Source organism: Rhodococcus sp. D-46 (genome assembly GCF_011290655.1).
GTDB classification, from domain to species: domain Bacteria; phylum Actinomycetota; class Actinomycetes; order Mycobacteriales; family Mycobacteriaceae; genus Rhodococcus_F; species Rhodococcus_F qingshengii.
The window spans coordinates 37,477-58,902 of sequence record NZ_JAANTF010000014.1 but is presented as its reverse complement, the minus strand read 5'-3'; the positions used below and the strand labels follow the sequence as shown (position 1 = coordinate 58,902).

Genomic DNA, 21,426 nt, shown 5'->3' with positions numbered 1-21,426 from the left:
AACGGGTTCGACCGAACTTCAACGGCGTCAGCGACACTCGGATCCCGGCGCGGCCAACACAACGATGTCCTTCCCGATCCCGGACTGTTGGCCGTACCACTGCGGAGCAGTCAACTGGTGTGCCGTCAGCAGTCCGGCAGTCACCGCATCCCACACCGCTTGCGTGAGCCTCACCATGAACTGCCCGTCGGTGTCGTCGTAAACGGTCGATGGATCCCACCGTACGAACCCCGGTGCTGCGACGTCCCTAGCAGCGTCCTGCAGCCTGCCTCGCGCGATTATAGTCGGCAGCACACCGGAATTCGGCAATGTGCAAGCCCATTCGTTGGTCCACACCATCTCGGGCATTGCAGTCTCGCCGACATTGTCACGCACGGCGGCCGCTACCTGCCTGTCGATGTCAGTACCGTCCTCGCCGCCGATGTCTCCGGTGACAATCCAGTCCGCGATCCGCACAACCGGCCTGCCGGCGTTGTCGTCGAGATTCCATGAGAGCGCGCGAATCGGGTCAGGACGCGGTGTTGCTTGTAGATAGGACAGGCTTTCCCTCAGGTTCGCTCCCACACTGCCCTCCCCCGCGCCGCGACGGCATTCGATGGTTCGAGGCAGCACGATGTGCCCCTTTGCCGTCGGCACGCACCGGAGGTCAGACAAGCCCTGCCGGTAGGTACGCGTGTGAGCGAGCGTAGCCAATGACTCCACGACTTCCGGTGTGACGAGGTAGATGGTCGAGTACCGCAACGACTGTGCGCGGGTCCGCAAAACTTTCCGCATCAGTTGCGCCGGGCCGCTGAGCTCGTCGTCAGCGTCGATGCCTACGTCGTCGACGCTCAGTCCGTAGAAGTACTGGATCCACTGCCGGAGCATGTCGGCGTTGGGCTCAGAGATGTTCTGCGTTGTGGTCCACCAGCTATATGCGTTTTGTTGTTCAACGAACAACCGCATGACCGCGGCCATGTCCGTGCGCATCCACGCCGTCGCCGCGTCGAGTCTGCTTGCCGCCAAAGCTGCCTCGCGTGAGCACTCCCAGGGTCGATCAGTATCGGTTGAGGTAGCAGTCATGCTCGTGCACCTTTCTTGGGCAGTGAAGTGTTCTCGTGAAATCTATGGGCAGGAACACCCGAAACGCGTAGTCCATGATCGTGCCCATGGATACGACGAACTGGCACGCCACACAAACGACTCTGCTGTGTGAAATCTTGCAAGACCGCAACATCGTCGTTCGGCGCGATGTCGTCGAGGCCTTCGTATCCAACATGCTCACGTTGGTCGCCGAAACTGCCGGTATCAGTGAACATGCGGCCAGCCAAACAATCACGGAAGCGGCAGCGGAGCGATGGGCGGACAGCCTCGCTCCGACGATCCTGGCGATGGAAAATCCCTGCGACGGTACAGCTTCTGGGGTGGTGTTGGTCTCTGCGCACACTCTCGCGCAAACCGCCGCCACGCTCATCGAGTTGGTACGCGCGGCCGCCTCGGTCGAGGAGTTCATAGAGTTGGTCAGCCTGGGGATGGCCGACTACGGCGGCGATCTCGCAACGCTTCGGGGAACGGCTCTCGACGCCCGTCAGCGGGTCCAGGAATTGTCGCTGGAACTCGCTCGCCATCTGGTCACTCAGCCGCCGATGGAGATGCTGCAAATCCCGGTCCGAACTCATGCACTGCTGTGTGATCTGCTTGATCAGCTGTCCCAGTCCGAGCTGCTGCCGATCGCCGAGAACAACGGCCACGGCACCTATCACCACACCGTTGACGGTGAGTACACGCTCGGTGACGTTGTGGCGGCGACGTTGCATGACTTGGATGTGGCGTCGACGTACTGAACGCAGGTCGGAACTCTCGGCGATTCCGACCTCAGTGTGCCTCCTAACACGAGGACCTGATTCGGTAGGAGTTGTTGCGGTAGGCACTTTGCTGATTCGAGCTTCCCCGGCGATTTCCCCTTGCAACGATTGCGTTCTGCGTCGATGTTCACCTGCGCGTGATGTGCCTCGAACGCACAGGCCGCTGGTGCTTCTCACAGCTCGTTTTCGCGGCCAGCTGATGCTCGCCGAAGCGCGCTGATCGCCGGCCCGATACCCGCCAGAACCAGCCCGATAGTGCCGCAGATCAATCCCCATATCCACGGACTCAGCGACGACAACGGCGATGCGGCGGATCCGTCGCCCTTGGTCGACGTGAGCGCAGTCGAGACGAAGGTTCCCAGCAGGAACATGACGATCGCGTATGACCCCACCATTTTGAGTTTGAAGTACTTCCGATGTGGATTCATGCGCGTCTCTTCTCAGTCTTGGGGCGTTTCGGCGCCGGCCAGGTCGGTAGCGCCTCTCGCGGAGTCGCATTCGCGTACTGCAGCTGTGCTCTGCCGTTGAATGAGATGACGATATTCCTGGCGGTTCCGGTGTTGCGGCACGTTGTACCGGGCGTGCGCGCTTTCTACGTGTTTGACTACACAGTCTCTCGTCGTCTCCGTCGCAAGCAGGTGTCAGCCGCGAGAGCTGCCGGATGATCGCCACTCACCGTTCACTTGTCGGTTCTGACGGCGCGGCGTTTCGATGAGGAATTCATCTACCTTGCAGGAGGGTCCGTTCATGCTGAATTCGCAGAATGCACTCGAATGTCGTCAGCTCGTCCGCGGAGATGGTCTCTGACCACCCGCCAGTCTGCGCCATCTCGGACGGACCCAGCCACACAGGAAGGTTGAGATCACTTCGCCACCAACGCTTGATTGCCCGCTCAACAATTGCAGCATCTGACCCGCGCGAGAAGAGCTCAAGGTGGATGACCTGCCACCCGCTCAGCTGAAACTTGTCAAGGCGATTGGTCCCCACGCTCGTGATCCCGACCTTGTGGGCACCGAGCAGGGCATGACTGAGGAAGTACAGGTATCCCGGCCTTCCCGGATTGAATCCTCCCTTCTCGGAGCACTCGGGACAGTCTTGACCATGGGTTCTGTTGTTCACTGTCGAGAGCCACTCGTGGCCCCGCGCGCATCTGAACCAGGCTTTTCGATTCGAGAACACCGCGGTGTTCTCAGGTGTCGCACTACCGTTACGAGTGGGATGCCAGCTTGCCGCGACCGTCGGGCTTCGGGAGGCCAGATCGTTGATCCCTGCCAAGACGGTCTGTCCCGCGCACGCCGGGCAACCGGCCCCGGATGCTCTGCTCGCGATCCGCGCTTCCCACTCGTGTTCAGCCTCGCACCTCCACCACGCCTTCGTCCCGTTCATCAACGTCACCATCTCGGGTGTCCTGGCTCCGTTGAGCCGCGGATGCCATTCAGCGGCCAACATCGGGTTTCTCGCTGCGAGGTCGTTGAAGCCCGCCAGAATGCGTTGGCCCGAGCAGAACGGACAGCCATTTCCAGCCGATCGCTCACTTGCGCTGGCCTGCCACTCATGGCCGAGGAGATCCCTCCACCAGAATCGTTTCGCCGTACTCCGAAACACATTCGCCGGGGACAAGGGTGCGTTGAGCGTCGGGTGCCACTCGGCTGCGAGCGCGGGATCGGTGGTACCCAGATCGTTGAAGCCCGCCAACACTTTTTGGCCGGCACAGACGGGGCAACCTTGGCCGTTTGACGTCCGGTTGTTGACGGTCGACTGCCATTGGTGCCCAAGCCCGCACTGCCACCACACTTTACGGTTCGATTGCGCCGCTATCGAGGTCGGCCGGAGATCGTGGTTGCGGTCGAGATGCCATTGGGCCGCAACGACAGGGTTTTCGGTTGCGAGATCGTTGAAGCCGGGCAGAACCGCATTGTTCGAGCAGTACGGACAGCCTGTTCCGTTCGCACGATTGTTCACCCGTGCCTGCCACTCATGACCCAACTCATCTCTCCACCAGACGGACTTTTCCGACCCCGCCGTCAGGGTGTCTGGGGTCAGCTCACCATTTTTGGTGGGGTGCCATTCACGAGCAAGGTGGGCGTGGGTGTGGGCTACGTCGTTGAACCCAGCCAAGATTCGTCGACCCGCGCAGTAGGGGCAACCACTCCCGCGGCTCGTGCGGTGATTAGGGGTGTCTTCCCATTCGTGTTGATGAGCGCACATCCACCAAACTTTCACGCTGGATCCGAGAGTCACCAGGTCGGGGGTGCGGCTGCCGTTCTTTGTCGGATGCCATTGCGCGCTGAGGTCGGGGTGGGACCGCGACAAGGGTGACTTCATCGGACCATCTTCTACCGCCCACTTCGAGAGTTCCAGCATCCGTCGGTCGAAACACCCAGGGCATAGTGATTGTTGCGGCGGCCGCCAGGATCTCGAATTCTCTTACATTGACCGCACATATTGACACTCGGTATTCGATTTTTTACGCGCCGCTGGTCATCGTATTTCTGAGGTATCCGTTAGCGCCTTTTCCTGTGAGTTTGTCAACATACTCAATAGGCACGGCTTTCGTAAAATGAACAATTAGCATCTACCGGTGCCTGAAAACTCCCACGGACCATCCAGTCCGCAGCCTGGATGGTATCCAGTACCTCAATCGCCGTCTCTTCGTTGGTGGGACGGTCAGAACTGGACCGATCAGTGGGCCCCGCCACCAGCGACACCGTCGAACACCTCCGCATCTGTAGGTTTACCGGCAACGCAGTCGCCGCCGCCTCTCCAAAACAAGTCACCTCGACCAACTGATTTTCAGCATCTGTGGAACACCGAGCAACCTGCACCAAACAGCATCACAAGTACGTCGGCGACGAGGCTGGCCGAGGCGCCGAAACGGACCCGCGGACGGTTGGTCATAGAGCTGGTGGCCCTCGGGTTCCTGTTGCTCTTTACCACTGCGACTGTGTTCGGCATTTATCGTCTCCTCGGTTTCACGGACCGCGGGACGATAGTCGGGAATTTCGTCGTGGCCCCGGCCCTTACTGCTGCACTTGGATATTTCCTATTCGTACGTTCTCGGCAATACGCCGAGAACGACTCCCGCGGCCCAAGTGGGGGCGCTCGCTTGCACCGGAAGACCATGCTGGCCGGAGGCTCGATCGTACTGGTGGCAGCGATGATCCTTGCCGGATTCATGACGCAGCAATCGAGTACTCCGACACTGTCCGGTTCGGAGCTGCAGACAATGATGCGTGAACAGCTTGGCCCGGCAGCTACATCAGGTGCCCTGACCGGCACGATCGCGTGCCCGACGAGTCGCTCCTACAGCGATGGAGATGTCGCTAGATGCACGATGGACATGCAGTCCGGATCGCAGGTCCTTCTCGTTGCAACGATCTACCGCACAGACAACAAATGGCGGATCAACCTCGACGTCGGATAACCCCCGCAGGAAAGTTCGGGAACCCAGCCGGAACATATTAAGGTGGTGCAACTTTCGAAGAATTCGAAAGTTGCACGTCATCCGCTGCATGTACGAGACCGACAGGATTCGGCCGTTGTGGAAACAAGCAGGCACCTCCGGCGCGAATGCCTCTGATGTAAACCTTTACAACGCAAGCATGTACGGCACGAACCTGACCGGAGCGGACTTTTCTGGCGCCTACATGCGGCACGCGAACCTCGCGCATTCGGGCCTGAGCGGTGTGATCCTGATCGGCGCAGATCTGTTCGAAGCGGACCTGACGGGTGTGAACCTCGACAATGTCTGCTGGGACGATTCGACCCGGTGGCCGACCTATTTCGACGCGATCCATGCTCCACGCTCATGCCGAACCAGCGAGAAGCCATCTCCGACAGCGTTCCTCAACCTTCCAATACAAAGTCCGTGAGCAACGTCGCCATCAGCCTGCAGGTGCCAGCCCGCTCTTGCTCGCACACCTGCACCCGACTACGCCGCCACCGGTGGCAGCTCGACGCGCAAGTCGTCGGGCCACCGGGCAGCCGAAGCTGGGGGCCTGATGGGCTTGAGCACGTCCCGCATATCGAGGTCGTGATGGTCCTGCCAAGCACGGCGGTTGTTGCAGAACTTCGTCCACAACTGCTCGTATCGTTCAGGATTGATCAACTTCGGAACCACTTCCGTCGGGGACACTGCAATGGCCACCAGACCATCCGGTCGCGAGTACTTCCATTCTGTCCACACACCGCGGTCAGCATCGACAACAGATTCCTGCGCGTGCAACCCATTCACCAACTGTGTCCCGACTTTGGGCTGCATCGGTTTCGCCTGTCCGTCCCGATCAGACTTCGTCTTGAAGTCACCGATGTACAGATGGTTTTCGATCCGGAAGATCGTGTCCAGTGTTCCGGCCACGCCGATGCTGTGATTCCATACCGTCACCTCGTTGGCGACGGCCTTTACGTTCCACCGCATCCACCAGTCGATCAATGCAGACGCGTAGTCACCCTCGCCGTGCTCGTCGAGGTCCGCCCTCGCCTGGTCAACCTCGAATCGGTCAATGTTCCCGAGCTGCCATTCCCCCAGTAGTTCAGCGAGGTTGTGGACGCGGTCGCCTCGTTGAGCTGCCTGGTCTGCAACGACATCCGGTGTCGCAGCGATCGCACCGCGCACGGCACGGGCTATCGCATCCGGCTTCCGCGATCTCGCTGCCGCTCTCTCCCTCGCTGCGATCACATGGGGAAATTGATTACGCAGCGTCTCTTCGTCGTTGCGCAGGTATGCGGCGGTCGCGTCCTGAACGAGTCGGGCCCGCCAACCCACCAGTGCGCTCCCCTGCGGCCGGACCCCGAGCTCGGGAAGTTTCGAGAACGGGTCGGGAAGATCATCGGCGTCCATCCCTTGCACAGTCGTAATCGACGGAACCTGAGGCTCGTCGCCCACAAAACGGCCATACATTCGGCCCCATGCGGTTTGGTGAGAGAGCTTGGGAGTGGTCATGGATGCGAAGTTAAGTCCAGGCTCCAACACTGTGCGGCACCGGCATTGCAGCAGCGAGACCGTCGCCTGCCGAATACTCGTCGAGTAGCGCCGACGTGCCAGGGACGAGCGCATGCCGGCGGCCACCCTGCCAGAAATAGGCGGCCTTCGGATCCACCCGGATGAGAAAAGCCAGGTCGTCGGGTCGATCAGCTCTCAGAAAATCTTCCACCCGCCAGCGGCCGCACCTCACGTCGTCCCCGCTCGCGTAGACCAACATTGTTTGGGACTGGGTTTCGCACCACCGGTGGACGCGGGCCTCACGCCGGAGCAGCTCGATTCCCAGCGTCGGCAGACTCGTGTGCGCTGGGACTTGCTGAATCCACTGCAGATCATGCGCCCATACGTCGAATGCCTGCTTCTCCTCATTCGTCGTCCAGTCGTGGTGGCCGGCCGAATCGATGCGCGCGACCTCAACGCCTTCACGGATGAGGAGTTCCCGATCGAGATCAAGCCGGTAGGAGTCATCCGGAACATAGGCGGCGGTGGCGGGTAGCGCCTGATAGCGGTATCCCGGATGCGGCCGAACTGGCGTGGCGACAGTGGTCTGTCGGCGCGGAAGGTACAGCGGATCGTCAGTGAATTCGTCCACCCAGGCCGCAGGCGGGCCGGTATCGCGGTCGTACGTCATGCTCACTTGTCCTTCCCTTGTCCGACAGACCTTGTCGGTGCCTTCATGTATACGAGGTGTCCCTCGCCGGCGGGGCACACGCGCATGCAGCCGGCCACCGGAACTCCCTAGTGCACACTCGTTGGCATGAAGACGTTTCCACAGACGCGGGTCTCCTTTTCGGCGAGCGACATCGACTGTGTGATCAGCGCTGCTGACAGCGGGCTCGTGCAGCACGCACTCTCGCAGGCCTTGCGAATCGTCCTTGAATCCGGCGGGTCGGCCCCGGGAGTGGAACCGATACAGATCAGTGAGGCGCTCGAGCTGTTCGCCTGGATCGAGATGAGAACCTCTGGCGAGTCCGGACATTTTCTCACCGGTGAAATCCCGATGGTCCACTCAGCCACTGCGGCCCTGATTTTCTCGCGAGATGTGTTGCTGGCAACGGCCGGCAACATCGAAGCCGGTGTATGCCGCGTCCCCGATCAACCCGATCAGTCCCCCGCCGCTCATGCAGGCGGTTACCGCGATTGCGCGAGCTGGGTGACCGACTTGATCAACAATCAAAACAACAAGGCCCCTGACTCCGCATACCTGGCCGGCCCGTACTGACTTCCTACCCGAATTGAGGGATTCCCATGTCTACAGCTACTTTTCCGCAGTATCGACTGTCTGCGGACGTGCACCAGGTCAACATCTATGCCAGGTACGCCGCGATGGGGATGCTACGTAGCAAGCTCGCCGACTCGCTCCGCGTCCTCCTCGAATCTGGGGTGCCGGCGGCTTCGGAGCTCGATCCTCGCGAGATCGCCGAACTGCTTACCTCTCTCACATTCACCCTGCCCGATGTCGACGAGCACCCGGAGTTGTTTGCCCAGGATCCGACGATGGTCTACATGCCGAGCGGCGCGGTAGAAGGTGCGGCACAAGTTGTCCGGCGGACTGGGGAGCACATCCAATCCGGACTCTTGGCCGTACCTGCGAAGCCCTCCGCTGCAGATCCGCGTGCGTACGGCCAGTCCTACATCGACGTCGCAGACGCAACGCAGGACATGATCGAACAGATCCGCGGCGGAAATTGACCCCTACCTGTGCGCCGAGAGCCTCGGCGATAGCCGCAGGTTCTGAGCTGAGTGGCCTTTCCGAAGCCATGGATCATAGCTAACTTCCGATAACTAACCGTGAGATCGTCACGTTCCTGCAATTAACTCGCGCTATTAGAGGTCAATGAACGTCCACTACTTCTGGTGGCCATTCTTTTGGGGTGACAGCTTCAGGAATTCGACTATTGGAATTATCCCAATCCGTTATTACATGCCCCCACTCCAATGGTCTTTCAAACGATGTGGATCCTTCGGTAAACTTTGCACTACAGAATACTGTGGTTGTTACAAATCTCGCTTCGGAGAACTTGGTTTCGCCAGTGAAATGCGTTAGCAAAAATACGGTTTGGGTTCCCGCGAACTCGGTCCCGTCAAACAAGGTTGTACCCTCAAAATGGGCTTGACTAAATATCATACTGCCGTCAAAAAATGCCGAGCAGAACTTGGTTTTCCCACTGAAACGCGCACCTGCAAAATCCGTGCGCCCTTTGAAAACCACGTTACTGAAGTCAGTTTTGCCCACGAAACGCGTGGTGAGGTCATGTAGCATGACCCTCCCGTGATTGAAGTATGTGTCACCGTCAAAATTCGCTTTACGAAAGTCGGTGTGCCCAGCGAAATTCGCTAAGGCAAAATCCGTTCGGCCCTTGAAATTCGCTATGCGGAGATCCGTATCGCCGATGAAATTAGCGCTACAGAAATCAGTGTCGCCACTGAAGTGCGCATCGTTGAAGTCCGTTTGGTCCTTGAAATCCGCTCCACGAAAGGACGTCCGATCAACAAACTGCGCACCACTGAAAGATGCATAGCCAGTGAAATTCGCACCGGAGAAGTCCGTTCGGTCCTTGAAATACGCTCCACGAAAGGATGTCCGGCCGGAAAACTGCGCACCACTGAAAGATGCGTAGTCAGTGAAGTGCGCTTCATCGAATACAGCAGTGCCGGAGAAATGCGCACCGCGAAACGAAGTGTAATGGAGGTGTGACTCCGAGAAGTTGTAGTTGAGGTGGCTCCATGGGCCGGGCCCCTGGTTGTCTGCGCGGAGATGGCTGTTGATGAGCCGGGTGATGGTGCTGCGAATGGGCTGATCTGGGGGCGGGGCGTTGTAGTTGTAGTCATCACCGTGAGGTTTTCCTGCGTGCATGGCTGCTTCTTGGTGATGGGTTCGTAAGTAAGTGCAGAGGACGTCGATACAAACTTGGGCTTCTTGCTGGTTGTCGTCCGCGAGCCAATCGTTGACGAGTGATCCGAGCGAGTAGGCGCCTGCTTGCTGGATGGTGGTCGACGTGTTGGCGAGGTGCTGAGAGGCCGTGGTGAATCTGTCACGGAGTTCGCGAAGGGTTCGGGTGCCGTGGTCAAATTCGGCTGTAGTTTGAGCGTGACGAAGCTGGCCTTCGGCCACTTTAAGTTGATTGCTGGCGTGTCGGGATTCGGTTTCGCGTTGTTTGGTGCCGTTGTAGAGAGCGATGGCAGCGGCACCAATGGCTGCGAATCCTGCCGTGGCTGCGCCGTATGGCGTGGCAGCGGTGGCCCAGAATTGATCCCAACGGTCGGTCCCTAGCCACCAGTAGAGGAGTGGTGGTGTGGCGTACGCGCTGGCGAGAGTGGCGACGGGCACGCCGATCGTGAATCGTTTGGGGAGTGGCTGACGGCCTGAGTTGTTGCTGTCGCTGGTCATTGAGTCAATTCCCCCGAGGTTCGGGTGTTTCTAGGGCTGATTCGACATGATATCCAGCTGATAGTTCAGCCGAGGCGAGTCACGCTGCTAGATCTATATCGGCTTCGCAGCCGACATCCCTGTAAACGAGATACGCCTGGAATTCCGCCTACTCCGCCCCCAACAGTCTCACGATCGCTTCCCCTACGATGTCGGCCACCCGTGCCGGATCGTCAAGTTCGACTACCGTCACACCCGGCAGCCCGCCGACTCGATCAGTCAGCTGCGACGGCGCGCCGTCGTTGATCTGCCCGGCGATCAGCCACAGCATCCGGGTCTGAGATAAAGCCAATTGTTCTGCCTGATGGTAGATCTCGTCGAGATTCGGAAGATCTGCGTCGGTGATCACAACCACGAGTCTCGTGCCTGCGCCCGAGGTCAGCTGCAGTCGAGAATCCAAGGCCAGCAGAGCCTCGGGAAGCCCGTCGCTAACGCCACCGGCCTCCGGGACATACACGGCGCCACCGATACTCTCGGCCGGCAGGTTCGCTGCTTTCGCGTTCCACACGACCGTGGCCGCCGCACCTCGATCAACTGCTGCCCGATTGACCATCCACGCAGTCACTGCGGAGATTTCGAGCACCGGTTCCATCGACTGGGAGACGTCGACCGCGATACCGACCGCCCACGGTGGTGCTTCCACGACGGTCCGGCGCGTGCGAGACCAGGGCGTCGCAGTCGGAATCATGCCCGCCGCGATCTGACCCTCACGGCGGGCCAGCTCACGGATCCGCATGCGTCCTGGTGGTGCAGCCTGCGGAATGTGTTGCGTGCGTTCACCGCGGTCGAGTGCAGCCTCGACCGCTCGGTTCAGCCGGAGGGACTGTGCCAGTTCGCCGTCGGTTGGCCTTCTGACGCTGTGCGCAAGACGCTCGGTGCTGGCGACGCGTCCAGCTGCTGCGATCATCTGGCGCTGGTTCTCCGCCGCCGTGGTTACCCGGGCGGCAGCCGCCGATGGCGGAGTGATGTGTTCGGCGGCCTGCGCGGTCGCCGCGGTACGCCGGGCCATCGCTGCGAGAGCATCACGGAGGCTGGTGTTCTTTCCTGAAGCGGCGATCTCGTCGCCGGCGCCTTCGCTGGCTCCATGTTGAGGGCTGCATCCAGCGCCGTCATCGCCATCGCTGCCCTCGCTGTCGATGTCCACGTCATCGAACTCGTCGACAATCGCTGCGGCGATCGACTCCGCGCACCGCACCAACCCATCGACGTCACCGTCGTCGAGAGCAACCGCTACACGCGTCTGCTCGACAACAATCCCGATTTGCTTCTCGGTCAAGAACTCCCCGGCTACCTCCGCGAGATCCGGAAGATCGCAGCGGTCATACACCCCGGCATCGATGCGACCACCCACCAAGATCAGGAGCCGAGCTGCCGACGATGCGGAACTGGCTGTGCAGCTTCCAAGCAGATGCGAAGCCGAACTTCTCAGCCATACCCGATCCTGTGGGCGCCGCGCCACGACTCGCCCTTCCATTCGTGGTTCCTCGAGGAGCGCAGCCCACGCCCCCACGGCCTTCGATAGCCGCCCCCGCCGAACGGTGTGAGCTGCATGGCCCGCTTCGTGCACAGCTACTCCGGTAAGGACCGGGAAGCGTGCGCGATCGCGGCGGTCACGAAGGTCGATTTGGTTCGGATCATCAGAGGGAGACAGTGTTTGCGCTGCGTCGATGGTGACGGTGGCGGTCGTGTGAGAGTACGCGCCGGCCGGGCGCCCGCCTGCCATTTCTGGGGTTGCGGCGATTCCGACAACGGTCATCAGATCCCGGCGGGCGGCGATCTCGTCGACGAACCGACCCACTCGCACGGAGAGCTGACCCCACGCGTCGGCTGTGAAGGTCTGTACTTCGTTGTCCATGGTCAGGGCGGCGGGTGCATTCATGACGTGTTACCTCTCTGGTGACGTTCGCTCCGAAGTCACTGTCTCAACTGGCGCAGGTTTCCGCGGCACACCAGTCGTGCCGCACCGATGTCGCGGTACCGGGAGTCTGAGTTCCGACACAGAATTGAGAAAGGGAAGGTTCCATGATCGAAGCGACATTCGCGGCCTGGGCGGTACAGGCTGGAGACGGGCAGGTCACCGCCACCGTCGCCTACCGCGACCCGTTCACCAATACCTCGACTACGATCACTGGCTTCGGGGCTGAGTCCGACTTCCAAGAGGGCCAACTCGTAGTCCGAGAAAGCACCACGCCACCGGAATCCGCCGCGACTGTGTTCGCGGACGCTTTCCACACGTTCTTCCCTTCAGATTCCGATCACTCGAACCGCGTGATCCGATTTCCACAGATCAGCACTGTTCGCGTGCCAGGCGACGCACCGGTAGATCCGAGGGACTTCTTTCCACCGCTCTTCATGCTCGAGTTGGCCGAACAATCGGACCCCTACAACGTCGCGGTGCAGGCGCTGACCTCAGACAAGCGGGTCCTGCGCGGTACAGCGCAGGCCAGCAGCGGTGCCGACCTCGCTGATCGCATCATCATCGAGATCCCCGAAGCCGACCGAGACGGCCTTCTCCTCACAGACGGCCGCCGCTACCTCCCACGCACCATCGCGGGCCAGCCGGATTACCTAGTACTCCGAAAGCTGCGGGGTTACATGAATATTCGCCTCAAGGGTGTTGCCGGTGGAGGTAAGACCACCCTCCCAGAGGTGGCATTCGGAGAGGACCTGATCACTGTGCAAGGGCACGGAGATCTGTCAGTGTCCTCACTCATCGGGCACTACCAACCACAACCCGATGGCACATTCCTCTGGTGCGACGGCCCATTGCTACGCGCGATGAAGTGCGGAAAAGTTCTACTCATCGACGAAATCAACCGGGCCCCTTCGGAGACGATCGCCATCTTGCTCTCAGTCGCTGATGCCCGCACCCAACTCGTCATCGACGACCGCCCCGACCTGCCGACCGTCCACGCCGCTCCAGGATTCAGTCTCGTCATCACATACAACGAGGAAGGACGAGGCATCCGGCCACTCGACAACGCAATCAAGCGACGCTTCCCTTTCGAAGTCACCGTCGAAACTGACTACGACGTAGCAGAATCCGCCGGAATCGACTCCCGCCTGATCAAAGTGGGGTGGAACTTGCTCACCCAGCATGACGAATCCATCGCCACCGGAGGCCGGCCGATCTGGAGACCCCAGATGGCGGATCTGATCGCGGCGCAGAAGCTACTCGACGCCGGCCTGGGCGCCGAGTTCGCCGCGGCCACTCTTGTCGCCGCCTGCCCCGACCCAGATGTTTCCACGTTGGTCGCCACCGCAGTCTCGACGTCCTTCGCGATCCCCAACGTCCGTCCTCTGCAGCTTGGAGGCGCAGCATGAGCAGTCTCGCTGTACCCATGCCTACGTGGCGAGCCCGCGGTCCACTGACCAGTCTCGACGGCACGAACACCACGGGCATCGACACCACCGCTGACCTTCTCGGTGTCACCTTCGCCGACATCCCGGACGATGAACTGGTCCTGCACACTCTGAGAGTTGTCGAATACGCCTTCCGCCGGGACATGCGCGGGCTCCCGGACGTGCAGTCTGAGGCTGGGGCATCAGTACACGGCAACACCGTTGTCGCCTTCGCTCCTCTGTCGAGGCGCCGATGCAAGACTCGATCCATCGAGCACGGGCTTCGAGCGGCACTGACCAACATCCTCCACATGCACGTCAATGGTTCGCCCGTGCGTGCTGACGGAACACAATTGTTCCCAGCTCTCGCTCGCCCGATCGTGGGCATCAGCGGGTTTTCCCTCGGTCACAGCAATTAGTGACCCCGCCACAACGCCTTCGGCGCCTTTGCGTCGAACCAGCCAGCCGTCCACCAGAATCACATCGACTCGCCTAAGCCCCATGAAATCTCGCGCCTCGTTCTGATCTCGTCGACACCGCGGGCCATGTCGGACCATCAGGGCACACTGACCGGAACCAACTACGAGAGGATGACAGACATGAGCAAAGAAGTCACCAAAATTCTGACAGTCGTCGCGGGGATTGGCGGGATCGGCTTCGCGATCGGAACGCTGATCGGGTGGCTGTTCCTTTCCGACACAATGGAACCGTGGCAATTCGGCCTGATCTTCGCCTTGGTCGTACTGTTCTTGGGTCTCCTCGGCGCTGCCCCGCTGGCATCGCGCCTGTTCGCTGGACGAAGCTAGCTCGAATCACACGCGCCGCGAACGAAGAGACGTCGCTTCAGCGTCCGAGCACTTGGAATGCGTTGCAGCGCGGCGTTCATCACCTGTGGCCACCGAAGGCAAGGGACAATCATCGAATTGCAGCAAAGGAATACCGCCGGAGTAGCTCGTCCAGATCGGAATCCGGCAATGCGATGTGCTTCAGACCTAGCGATAGTGACTGAGATCGGAGCTGGACCACAACTCAATCCGCGCGATGTCCTGTTGCCCGTCGCCGCCACCGTCAACGGCGCAGAGCATTGGAAAGTGAGATAACCATGACCCTCGTCCTCGGTATCATCGGCGTCATCGCGCTCTTTCTTCTCGCGTGGCAGGTTTTCGTGAGGCTTCCGGCCACTCTCAATCGCCGCGATCAAGCTCAAGAAGGACAGCCCGATTGGCTGACCGGCGGAGGAGATAAAGACGCCGCAATCAGTGGTAGCGGCGCTGTCGGCGGCCACAGCGGATTCGATGGCAGCGCAGACTCTTCCAAGTACGGAACCAGCCACCAGGACCAACGAGCACCTCTGGCGAGGACGCCTGACTACAAGGATCACGGTCAGGATCCCGACGAGTATCAAGAATTGGTCAACGTCGATCTTCCGTCCAACACCGCACTCGTTCAACTCACAGCATTTGAAGCCGAACACTGCGCAATGATCATCGGCGCGTACTTACAAGGTCAAACCGGATACGAGCCCGCGGCGCTTGATGTTCGGTGGTTCCTCCTGGCTGCTGCGGCTTCAGCGCGCCACCCAGACAACGATCACCTCGCGCAAGTGCTCGCTTCCCGCCGCGACGCCGTGATGAATTGGCCGTTTCCACGTCCGGGCGGACCACGGGCTCAACCGCGATAACACCTAGTCGTGAGAGCGCAGAGAAAGCGGCAACCCAAATCGGAGCTCGAATGCTCACAGGTTGAGGTTGGTCTACCTGGCCGCCATTGTCTTCTCTTGCCGGTGCCTGTAGAACTCACTCCACGATCAGGCCGCGTACTGCCATGATCGGGAGGACATGCAGGTTCCCACGCTCGTCGGCGAACTGCACCGACCACTCGTTGACCCCGACGATTGTGCCCTTCACCGCATACATCGCTCTGAGATGGGCGACGAACACTGTCCCTGACGCTGCGCCGTAGCCGTTCCCGATACGTCCGGTCAGTAGCGTCGCGACTTGCGCGGCGTGTTCACGACCGTCGATGACTTCAAAAACAGCAGCATCGGTGGAAGCGACGATCCAGTCGTGGAAAGCCTCGATCGAAACGGACTGTGCCATATACGGGCCGACCGCTGGGATCGACTGCTCATCGACCAGGCCGGCGTAGTCGTTCGTCGTGATACCCATCGCCTTGCTCCCTTTGTCGTGTGGGGTAGATGCGGTTCACCATCTCGCCCCGCACGAACACGTGCGGCATCAACGCGGCTCCGCGGATACGCCGTGGCGTCAGCAGAGTCCGACCACCCACGCATACCACCTGCTCACAGCACGCTCGGAATACCTGACGGATCCCTCTCACTCATCACGACCGCGTCCGCTTCATCGAACTGCTCGACGGACAATCCAGTCTGAGAAACCCATTCACGGCGAAGCTCGTCGAACAGGTCCGCCGGCCACCGCTGGATCAACTTCGGCAACGATCCCGGCACCAAAGCCCCATCGACAGTTGCGCGCACCGTCACTGTCACCGAAACTTCGAAACTTCTTTTATTGCTTTCCATTTCACCCTCCTGTTCGAACAGACTTCCTCGTGACTCGACTCTGTCTGCCGGCGCACGAGCCTGCGGCACCGACCATCTCGGCCGGACACGAATCTCTCCCACCGGAGGTTGCTTAGCGGCGCGAGCGGAACTGCCAATCAGCTCTTCGTCAGGTAGTGCGCATCGTCGCCGAGAGCAGCCTCAACTTCGCGTTTCATCAGCTGACTGCGGTGCAAGTGTGGGTCACGAGCCAAGATGTCGTGGGCATCCGCCCGCGCTGCGAGATGGATGCGAGCATCATCGATCAGGTCCGCAACCAACAGCCCAGCATCTCGCCCTGCCTGTGCTGAACCGGTCAGGGAGCCAGGCCCGCGGATCTGCAGATCGCGATCGGCGAGTACAAAGCCGTCGTCGGTCTCGCACATCGCATCCATACGCGCCACACCGTCCTCGCTATTGGTCTGTCCGACAAGCCAGCAGTGGCCGGGCCAGCGTCCACGTCCGACTCGGCCACGCAGCTGATGAAGCTGGGCCAGCCCAAATTTCGTGGCATCCAAGATCGCGATCACAGTCGCATTCGGAACCGAAACACCGACCTCGATCACGGTTGTCGCAACAAGTACGTCGAGTTCGCGTTCCTTGAACGCGCGCATCATTTCTCGCCGCACGTCCGGCTTCTGCTTCCCAGTAGCCAAACCGATCCGCAAGCCTGCCAATGCGCCGGCCTCAAGTGCGACGCAAGTGTCTTCGGCTGCTGCCGCCATCTTAGTTTCCGAGTCCTGACCGGAGACTTTGACCAACGGGCACACCACGAACGCTTGTCTCCCCTGACTGATCTCGCTACGGATCGATTTCCACACCGGAGAATTCGGGTCGTCCGTCGTCGCGGATTCCAGCCACGTCGTCACTGTCGGGGTTCGACCCGGCGGCTTCTCATCAAGGATCGACAGCTCCACGTCACCGTAGGTCGTGATCGCGGCAGTCCGAGGTATAGGAGTCGCTGTGGCTTGCAAAATATCCGGCGTCGACCCACCCGGGCCCTTCGTGGCCAGCACTGCACGTTGATCCACACCGAAACGGTGTTGTTCATCGATCAATGCCACACCAAGGTTCGCGAACACAACCGGATCCGACAGCACAGAATGCGTTCCCACCAGCAAGTTCACATGCCCGCCCGCGAGGTCTGCGAGCACATTTTTCCGCGGACGGGGAAGTCCCCGCGACACCAGCAGATCCACTGTCACACCCAACGGACGCAGCACCTCGGCCATCTCCTCGAAGTGCTGGCGCGCGAGTATCTCAGTCGGCGCCATCAGCACTGCCTGGTAGCCACCCTCAATGGCCATCAGTGCAGTTGCCGCAAGTACCAGCGTCTTTCCTGCACCAACGTCGCCTTGAAGCAGCCGGTTCATCGGCCGGGCAGCGACCATGTCTTTGCGAATCTGACCGATTGCTCGAGACTGCGCACCCGTCGGCGTGTACGGAAGGCCAGCCAGCCAAGGATCTACGAGTTTCCCAGTCGGTGTGTGCGTCACACCCGGTTCCGCGGCCTGCGCATTTCGGAGTACGCCGAGCGCGAGTTGCAGTCTCAACAGCTCGTCGTAGGCAAGCCGATTTCTTCCCAGGTCCGCGTCAGCTTTCGACTCCGGGACATGCACCGACCGCAGCGCAGCCAACCGCGTTGGTAGCTTCCGCCTAACCAACAGTGGAGCCGGGATCGGATCGTCGAGCGCCGGGATACGCCGCAACGCGTCAACCGCCGCCCGTCGCAACATCCAAGTGTCTACCGAATGCTTCTGCGACTGTGGGTAAATCGCCAACAGCGGGGCCGTGGAATCCGACATCAGTTCGAGTAGCGGAGAGGTCATTGACAACGCTCCGTTGAACTCGCCGAGATCACCCTGCACGATCAACACGTCACCACGGTGGAACCGCTGGCCCATCCACATGGCATGGAAGAACATCGCTGAGATGTTCGTACGATGGTCGCCGAGCGTGAATCGGACGTAACGCTTCTCCCAGTCCGTTTTCATTCCGAGGACTCGTGCAACGAACGTCACCTGCTTTGTCCCGGCGACCAGTGTCTCCAGAGGGGCCAACTGCGTTCGGTCTACGTAGCGGAGGGGCACCCGCATCAGCAGGTCGAACACACTCGAAACTCCGCCAGCCACCATCTTTTCGTTCGTCGTCTCACCAACCCCGTCAAGATCGTCGACAGGAACTCCCCGCAGAGAATCGAGCAGTCCATCGAATAACAGCGGTTCACCGGAACCCTTCTCCGCGAGAACCGCTGCTGCTGACCTGTTGTCCTCAATATGAGGGATCGCGAGTTCAACACCCACTGCTGCGAACGATTCCGCAACGGTCGGAGCCGCCGCAACTCGCGTACCACTCCCCCACGAGACTGTCGACGCCACCAGTGAGGACACAACCGCTTGCTGAGACTTCGGCTCTCTGGACGATGGCGCCGCGACTCGTGTCCCACTCCCCCACGGCCAGTCACTGTCCTGCACCGACTGCTCCGCTGATTCCTCGTCACGGCCGCTGTGTCGCACTCCGCCCCCTGGCGCCGACTCACCTGCCCCCGGTGCGCCGGCAGGTAGATCTGGCAAGCTCTCAACGATTACTCCCAGCGCCGGCAACGCATCGGCGTGCGCGCGTACGTCAACGAGGAGTTGCAGAGACAGACGGGGCGGCCACGACGATTCATCTCGAACATTGCGTTTACGAGCAGAATCCATCGCAGGAGTACACACACCAACTGACGCCAACCGGTCCGCTGCATCCCGCAGACGCGCTCGCTGGGCCAAGCTCAGTTGCACGTCAACACGCTCCCTACTGCGGTCGTGGTCACGGACCATTCCGCGCCTCGATTTCAATTCTGCGAGACGCACTTCCGGTCATGCGGCACTCTGCGTCGTGCCACACACCAGAACCACCCACACCACAATCAAAATCATGACCACCACATCCGGCAGTAACTCACTTCTAACCTGGGTCACAATCATCACTCCGACAAAGCCAATTGCAGAGTGCTGCGCGGAGTTCGGCCTCACCGTGCCGTCGATCCTGTTGGTCTTGGCCACTGATCGCGGCCCATCCACAATGTCCAAACTTCTTGCAGGTCTATCAATTACACGATCCACCGACAAAACGGCTCACATCATCAAGGCCGCAGAACCGTCAATCACCGAATTCGCGATGCAATACCCTGATCAGCTACTCGCCCGCTCCGGAACCGGTCGACCATTCACAGCAGTCGACGACACCGGCATCCCCTACACAGTGTGGGCCAACCTCACAAAGCTGACTTCGGCTCTCAGCATCACTGATTGAACCCGTCACTCGAGATAACCGCATCACCGAATCGAAGCAGCTGAGTGCGAGTGTTCTTTGACAACTTGTCCAAAACAATGATGTCCCCGCCTTCCAGGTGCTGATCGAACGGCACCTCAACGACAGCCCTGACGATATTTCGATAGAAGTCCATGATCTTCGCTGTATTGGTTTTCGTCCGGTCGTGCCTCGAATTGACCACCACCACAGCATCATCGAGTAGTCGTTTGTACTTCGGCTTGGCCTCGGCCCGGTCCATCATGCGGTTAGCCGTCCAAGTCGACGACCGAACCCCATCCCCACCCTCGGACACGATCACCACGAGATCCGCATCATCGAGGACAGCTTCCACGACATCGGAAACCATGCCGGCGGCGCAGTCGGTGATCGTCACCTCGTAATGCTCGCGAAGTATCTCGGTCAACCTTACGTAGTCCGTGCTCGTGAAAACAGCCTCCGCCGACGTCGATGCGTCGGCCGCAAGGACGTCCAAGCCACCGGCCACCCGGTTCATGTGGGCTCGCAGATCATCGAGTGTCCGGATCCGCCCGATGCCTTCGACGACGCTACGTACGTTTCCCGCAGGTCTTTTCGACTCGGGAACTCTGTTTCCCAAGTCACCACAGCCGGGTGATGCGTCGACGGCAACGATCGGACCGTTCCGGAGCGAAGCCAACAACAGCCCGAGAAGCACGGCGGTTGTCGTCTTCCCTGTCCCTCCACCCTCGTTGATGAAGGCAATGTTCTTCGGCTCGTTCAGCGGTCGCCGGATTGACTTCGCCAGTGCCACATCGTCGCCGGGGCCAGTCGCTGCGGTGCGGCCACGCAGCATCGTCAGCCATCGCCCGCGACGCTTCTCCGACTTCGGTGAATCCTCTCGGCGACGGGGCTCCGCTGCCGAAACCGGCCGTTGTCCACCAGCCTTCGTCGGATTCCCGGCGCCGGCCGGCCGCAGAGGTCGTCGGACAGCCGTGACCGACGCCGGCGCCGCTGACTCCGCCCACTGAGTGTTGTCCGCCTGCGGCTCAGCCTCTCCGGGCCCAACCTGGTCGTCGAGCGCCCGGTCATCCCACGGGTTGTCGGATCCACCCCCAAACGAATCGTTGCGCCCGGAGCCCGCATTTTCACTCATCGACGTTCACCTCCTGAAAATCGTTCGCCCACCATAGTGACTGTCACTGTTCCGGTGTTCTGGTCAACTGGTCGCGCCACCGCTCGTGAACAGTGTCCGTCCTGCGATCTACCCAGCCAGTTGTGCAGTCTTCGGTCCACTGGCGAAGGCGCGATGTCGACTGAGCGCCCATCCACGCAGCCAGACCTACATCACCGTCCCAACCTTGTCTGTTCGTTGTTCCCACGATGATCAACGGCCCCTGGTGACCTGCGATCTGACCGCACAGTTCCTTCCAGGCGGACTGAATCTGATCTGAGCGCCTGGTGGCGACGCCGATGTCATCTATGAGGATCACCGACGCTCCTCGCAACCAAGCCTGCAATCGTCCTCGCAGTTCCCACGGTGCAACGTCACCGCCGAGAAGCGCTTCCTCCGACACAAATCGCACCTGGTCGGCACCAAACTTTTCAGCGACCGCATTGCAGACAGCGAACCCTGCGAAGGTCTTGCCGATTCCTGTGGGTCCGAAGAACATCAGCCCAGCTCGCGCTCGATCATCAAGTTCACAAGCGGCGACCGCTTCGCATGCTGTGCGGCCCCACCGGGTATTTCGAACGTCCGGGTCACCCAACGTCGCCGCTTCGTAACCTGCAGTCGCATCGAACTCGGCGATCCTGCGCAACAGTCGACCGCGGGCTTGGCCTTCGAGTTCGCGATCCCATGTCTGCTCGTAGTCCTCTCCGCGACAGCGAGTGCATGTGACGTTCGACTGCCAACCAGTCGGTTGACCTGGCATTTCACTCATGCGCAGAACTTCCTCTCCGCACTGGCGACACTTCACCCTGACCACAGTGTTAG

Annotated in this window: 21 protein-coding genes; 9 read left to right on the top strand and 12 right to left on the bottom strand. The window is 60.5% G+C overall.

The genetic code is table 11. The features are described 5' to 3' along the window. Window positions 1-27: 27 nt before the first annotated feature. A complete protein-coding gene (locus G9U53_RS30470) occupies window positions 28-1,062 on the bottom strand; it encodes a hypothetical protein (protein ID WP_165639806.1) in 1,035 nt (344 codons plus the stop codon). Between the two features lie 86 nt (window positions 1,063-1,148). On the opposite strand from G9U53_RS30470, the gene G9U53_RS30465 reads away from it, so the two are divergent. Then, window positions 1,149-1,823: a hypothetical protein gene (locus G9U53_RS30465; RefSeq protein ID WP_165639805.1), complete on the top strand. Its 675-nt coding sequence runs from the start codon at window positions 1,149-1,151 to the stop codon at window positions 1,821-1,823. A gap of 194 nt (window positions 1,824-2,017) precedes the next feature. Here the strand turns inward: G9U53_RS30465 and G9U53_RS30460 are convergent, their stop codons facing one another. After that, window positions 2,018-2,272 carry a hypothetical protein gene (locus G9U53_RS30460; protein WP_125053074.1) on the bottom strand — a complete coding sequence of 85 codons (255 nt, stop codon included), beginning with the start codon at window positions 2,270-2,272 and terminating at the stop codon, window positions 2,018-2,020. 2,678 nt (window positions 2,273-4,950) lie between these two features. On the opposite strand from G9U53_RS30460, the gene G9U53_RS33735 reads away from it, so the two are divergent. Next, the gene (locus G9U53_RS33735) at window positions 4,951-5,268 is read left to right on the top strand and encodes a hypothetical protein (RefSeq protein ID WP_242692839.1); all 318 of its coding nucleotides are present in this window, start codon (window positions 4,951-4,953) and stop codon (window positions 5,266-5,268) included. Between the two features lie 88 nt (window positions 5,269-5,356). Beyond that, window positions 5,357-5,716, top strand: coding sequence for a pentapeptide repeat-containing protein (locus tag G9U53_RS30445; RefSeq protein WP_165639802.1), 360 nt, complete (start codon window positions 5,357-5,359; stop codon window positions 5,714-5,716). Between the two features lie 59 nt (window positions 5,717-5,775). Here G9U53_RS30445 and G9U53_RS30440 read toward each other — a convergent pair whose 3' ends face one another. Both G9U53_RS30440 and G9U53_RS30435 read right to left on the bottom strand, forming a co-directional pair. Next, window positions 5,776-6,786: a cytochrome gene (locus tag G9U53_RS30440; protein ID WP_165639801.1), complete on the bottom strand. Its 1,011-nt coding sequence runs from the start codon at window positions 6,784-6,786 to the stop codon at window positions 5,776-5,778. Window positions 6,787-6,796: 10 nt separating this feature from the next. After that, entirely contained in the window at window positions 6,797-7,456 is a 660-nt protein-coding gene (locus tag G9U53_RS30435; RefSeq protein ID WP_165639800.1) for a hypothetical protein, read from the bottom strand. A 126-nt stretch (window positions 7,457-7,582) separates the two neighbouring features. Between G9U53_RS30435 and G9U53_RS30430 the strand changes: the two genes are divergently transcribed. Together G9U53_RS30430 and G9U53_RS30425 are read left to right on the top strand one after the other, a co-directional pair. After that, complete coding sequence (locus G9U53_RS30430) at window positions 7,583-8,047, top strand: hypothetical protein (protein ID WP_047269146.1); 465 nt, start codon at window positions 7,583-7,585, stop codon at window positions 8,045-8,047. A gap of 26 nt (window positions 8,048-8,073) precedes the next feature. Next, the gene (locus tag G9U53_RS30425; protein ID WP_165639799.1) at window positions 8,074-8,517 is read left to right on the top strand and encodes a hypothetical protein; all 444 of its coding nucleotides are present in this window, start codon (window positions 8,074-8,076) and stop codon (window positions 8,515-8,517) included. A 142-nt stretch (window positions 8,518-8,659) separates the two neighbouring features. Here the strand turns inward: G9U53_RS30425 and G9U53_RS30420 are convergent, their stop codons facing one another. Together G9U53_RS30420 and G9U53_RS30415 are read right to left on the bottom strand one after the other, a co-directional pair. Continuing rightward, complete coding sequence (locus G9U53_RS30420) at window positions 8,660-10,216, bottom strand: pentapeptide repeat-containing protein (RefSeq protein WP_165639798.1); 1,557 nt, start codon at window positions 10,214-10,216, stop codon at window positions 8,660-8,662. A 148-nt stretch (window positions 10,217-10,364) separates the two neighbouring features. Then, window positions 10,365-12,134 carry a hypothetical protein gene (locus G9U53_RS30415; RefSeq protein WP_165639797.1) on the bottom strand — a complete coding sequence of 590 codons (1,770 nt, stop codon included), beginning with the start codon at window positions 12,132-12,134 and terminating at the stop codon, window positions 10,365-10,367. A gap of 143 nt (window positions 12,135-12,277) precedes the next feature. Between G9U53_RS30415 and G9U53_RS30410 the strand changes: the two genes are divergently transcribed. From G9U53_RS30410 to G9U53_RS30395, 4 genes are all read left to right on the top strand, one after another. Continuing rightward, window positions 12,278-13,579 (top strand): AAA family ATPase, encoded by a 1,302-nt coding sequence (locus tag G9U53_RS30410; protein ID WP_047269149.1) that lies wholly within the window; start codon window positions 12,278-12,280, stop codon window positions 13,577-13,579. Then, window positions 13,576-14,016: a hypothetical protein gene (locus G9U53_RS30405; protein WP_165639796.1), complete on the top strand. Its 441-nt coding sequence runs from the start codon at window positions 13,576-13,578 to the stop codon at window positions 14,014-14,016. Before G9U53_RS30410 ends, G9U53_RS30405 begins: the two co-directional genes overlap by 4 nt. Window positions 14,017-14,196: 180 nt before the next feature. Further along, on the top strand, window positions 14,197-14,403 hold the full coding sequence (locus G9U53_RS30400) for a hypothetical protein (protein WP_165639795.1): 207 nt from the start codon (window positions 14,197-14,199) through the stop codon (window positions 14,401-14,403). Window positions 14,404-14,699: 296 nt separating this feature from the next. Beyond that, window positions 14,700-15,278 (top strand): hypothetical protein, encoded by a 579-nt coding sequence (locus G9U53_RS30395; protein ID WP_165639794.1) that lies wholly within the window; start codon window positions 14,700-14,702, stop codon window positions 15,276-15,278. A gap of 115 nt (window positions 15,279-15,393) precedes the next feature. On the opposite strand, the gene G9U53_RS30390 is transcribed toward G9U53_RS30395, so the two are convergent. The 6 genes from G9U53_RS30390 to G9U53_RS30365 all read right to left on the bottom strand — a co-directional run bounded on the left by G9U53_RS30390 (window position 15,394) and on the right by G9U53_RS30365 (window position 21,373). Next, on the bottom strand, window positions 15,394-15,765 hold the full coding sequence (locus G9U53_RS30390; RefSeq protein WP_058228441.1) for a hypothetical protein: 372 nt from the start codon (window positions 15,763-15,765) through the stop codon (window positions 15,394-15,396). A gap of 134 nt (window positions 15,766-15,899) precedes the next feature. After that, window positions 15,900-16,139, bottom strand: coding sequence for a hypothetical protein (locus tag G9U53_RS30385; RefSeq protein ID WP_165639793.1), 240 nt, complete (start codon window positions 16,137-16,139; stop codon window positions 15,900-15,902). A 137-nt stretch (window positions 16,140-16,276) separates the two neighbouring features. Beyond that, window positions 16,277-18,940, bottom strand: a complete 2,664-nt coding sequence (locus G9U53_RS30380) for an ATP-dependent DNA helicase RecG (protein ID WP_165639792.1) — start codon at window positions 18,938-18,940, stop codon at window positions 16,277-16,279. 78 nt (window positions 18,941-19,018) lie between these two features. Further along, window positions 19,019-19,204, bottom strand: coding sequence for a hypothetical protein (locus tag G9U53_RS30375; protein ID WP_141695860.1), 186 nt, complete (start codon window positions 19,202-19,204; stop codon window positions 19,019-19,021). A 239-nt stretch (window positions 19,205-19,443) separates the two neighbouring features. Next, window positions 19,444-20,586, bottom strand: coding sequence for a hypothetical protein (locus G9U53_RS30370; RefSeq protein WP_165639791.1), 1,143 nt, complete (start codon window positions 20,584-20,586; stop codon window positions 19,444-19,446). A 43-nt stretch (window positions 20,587-20,629) separates the two neighbouring features. After that, window positions 20,630-21,373 (bottom strand): AAA family ATPase, encoded by a 744-nt coding sequence (locus G9U53_RS30365; protein WP_058228446.1) that lies wholly within the window; start codon window positions 21,371-21,373, stop codon window positions 20,630-20,632. Window positions 21,374-21,426 lie beyond the last annotated feature (53 nt).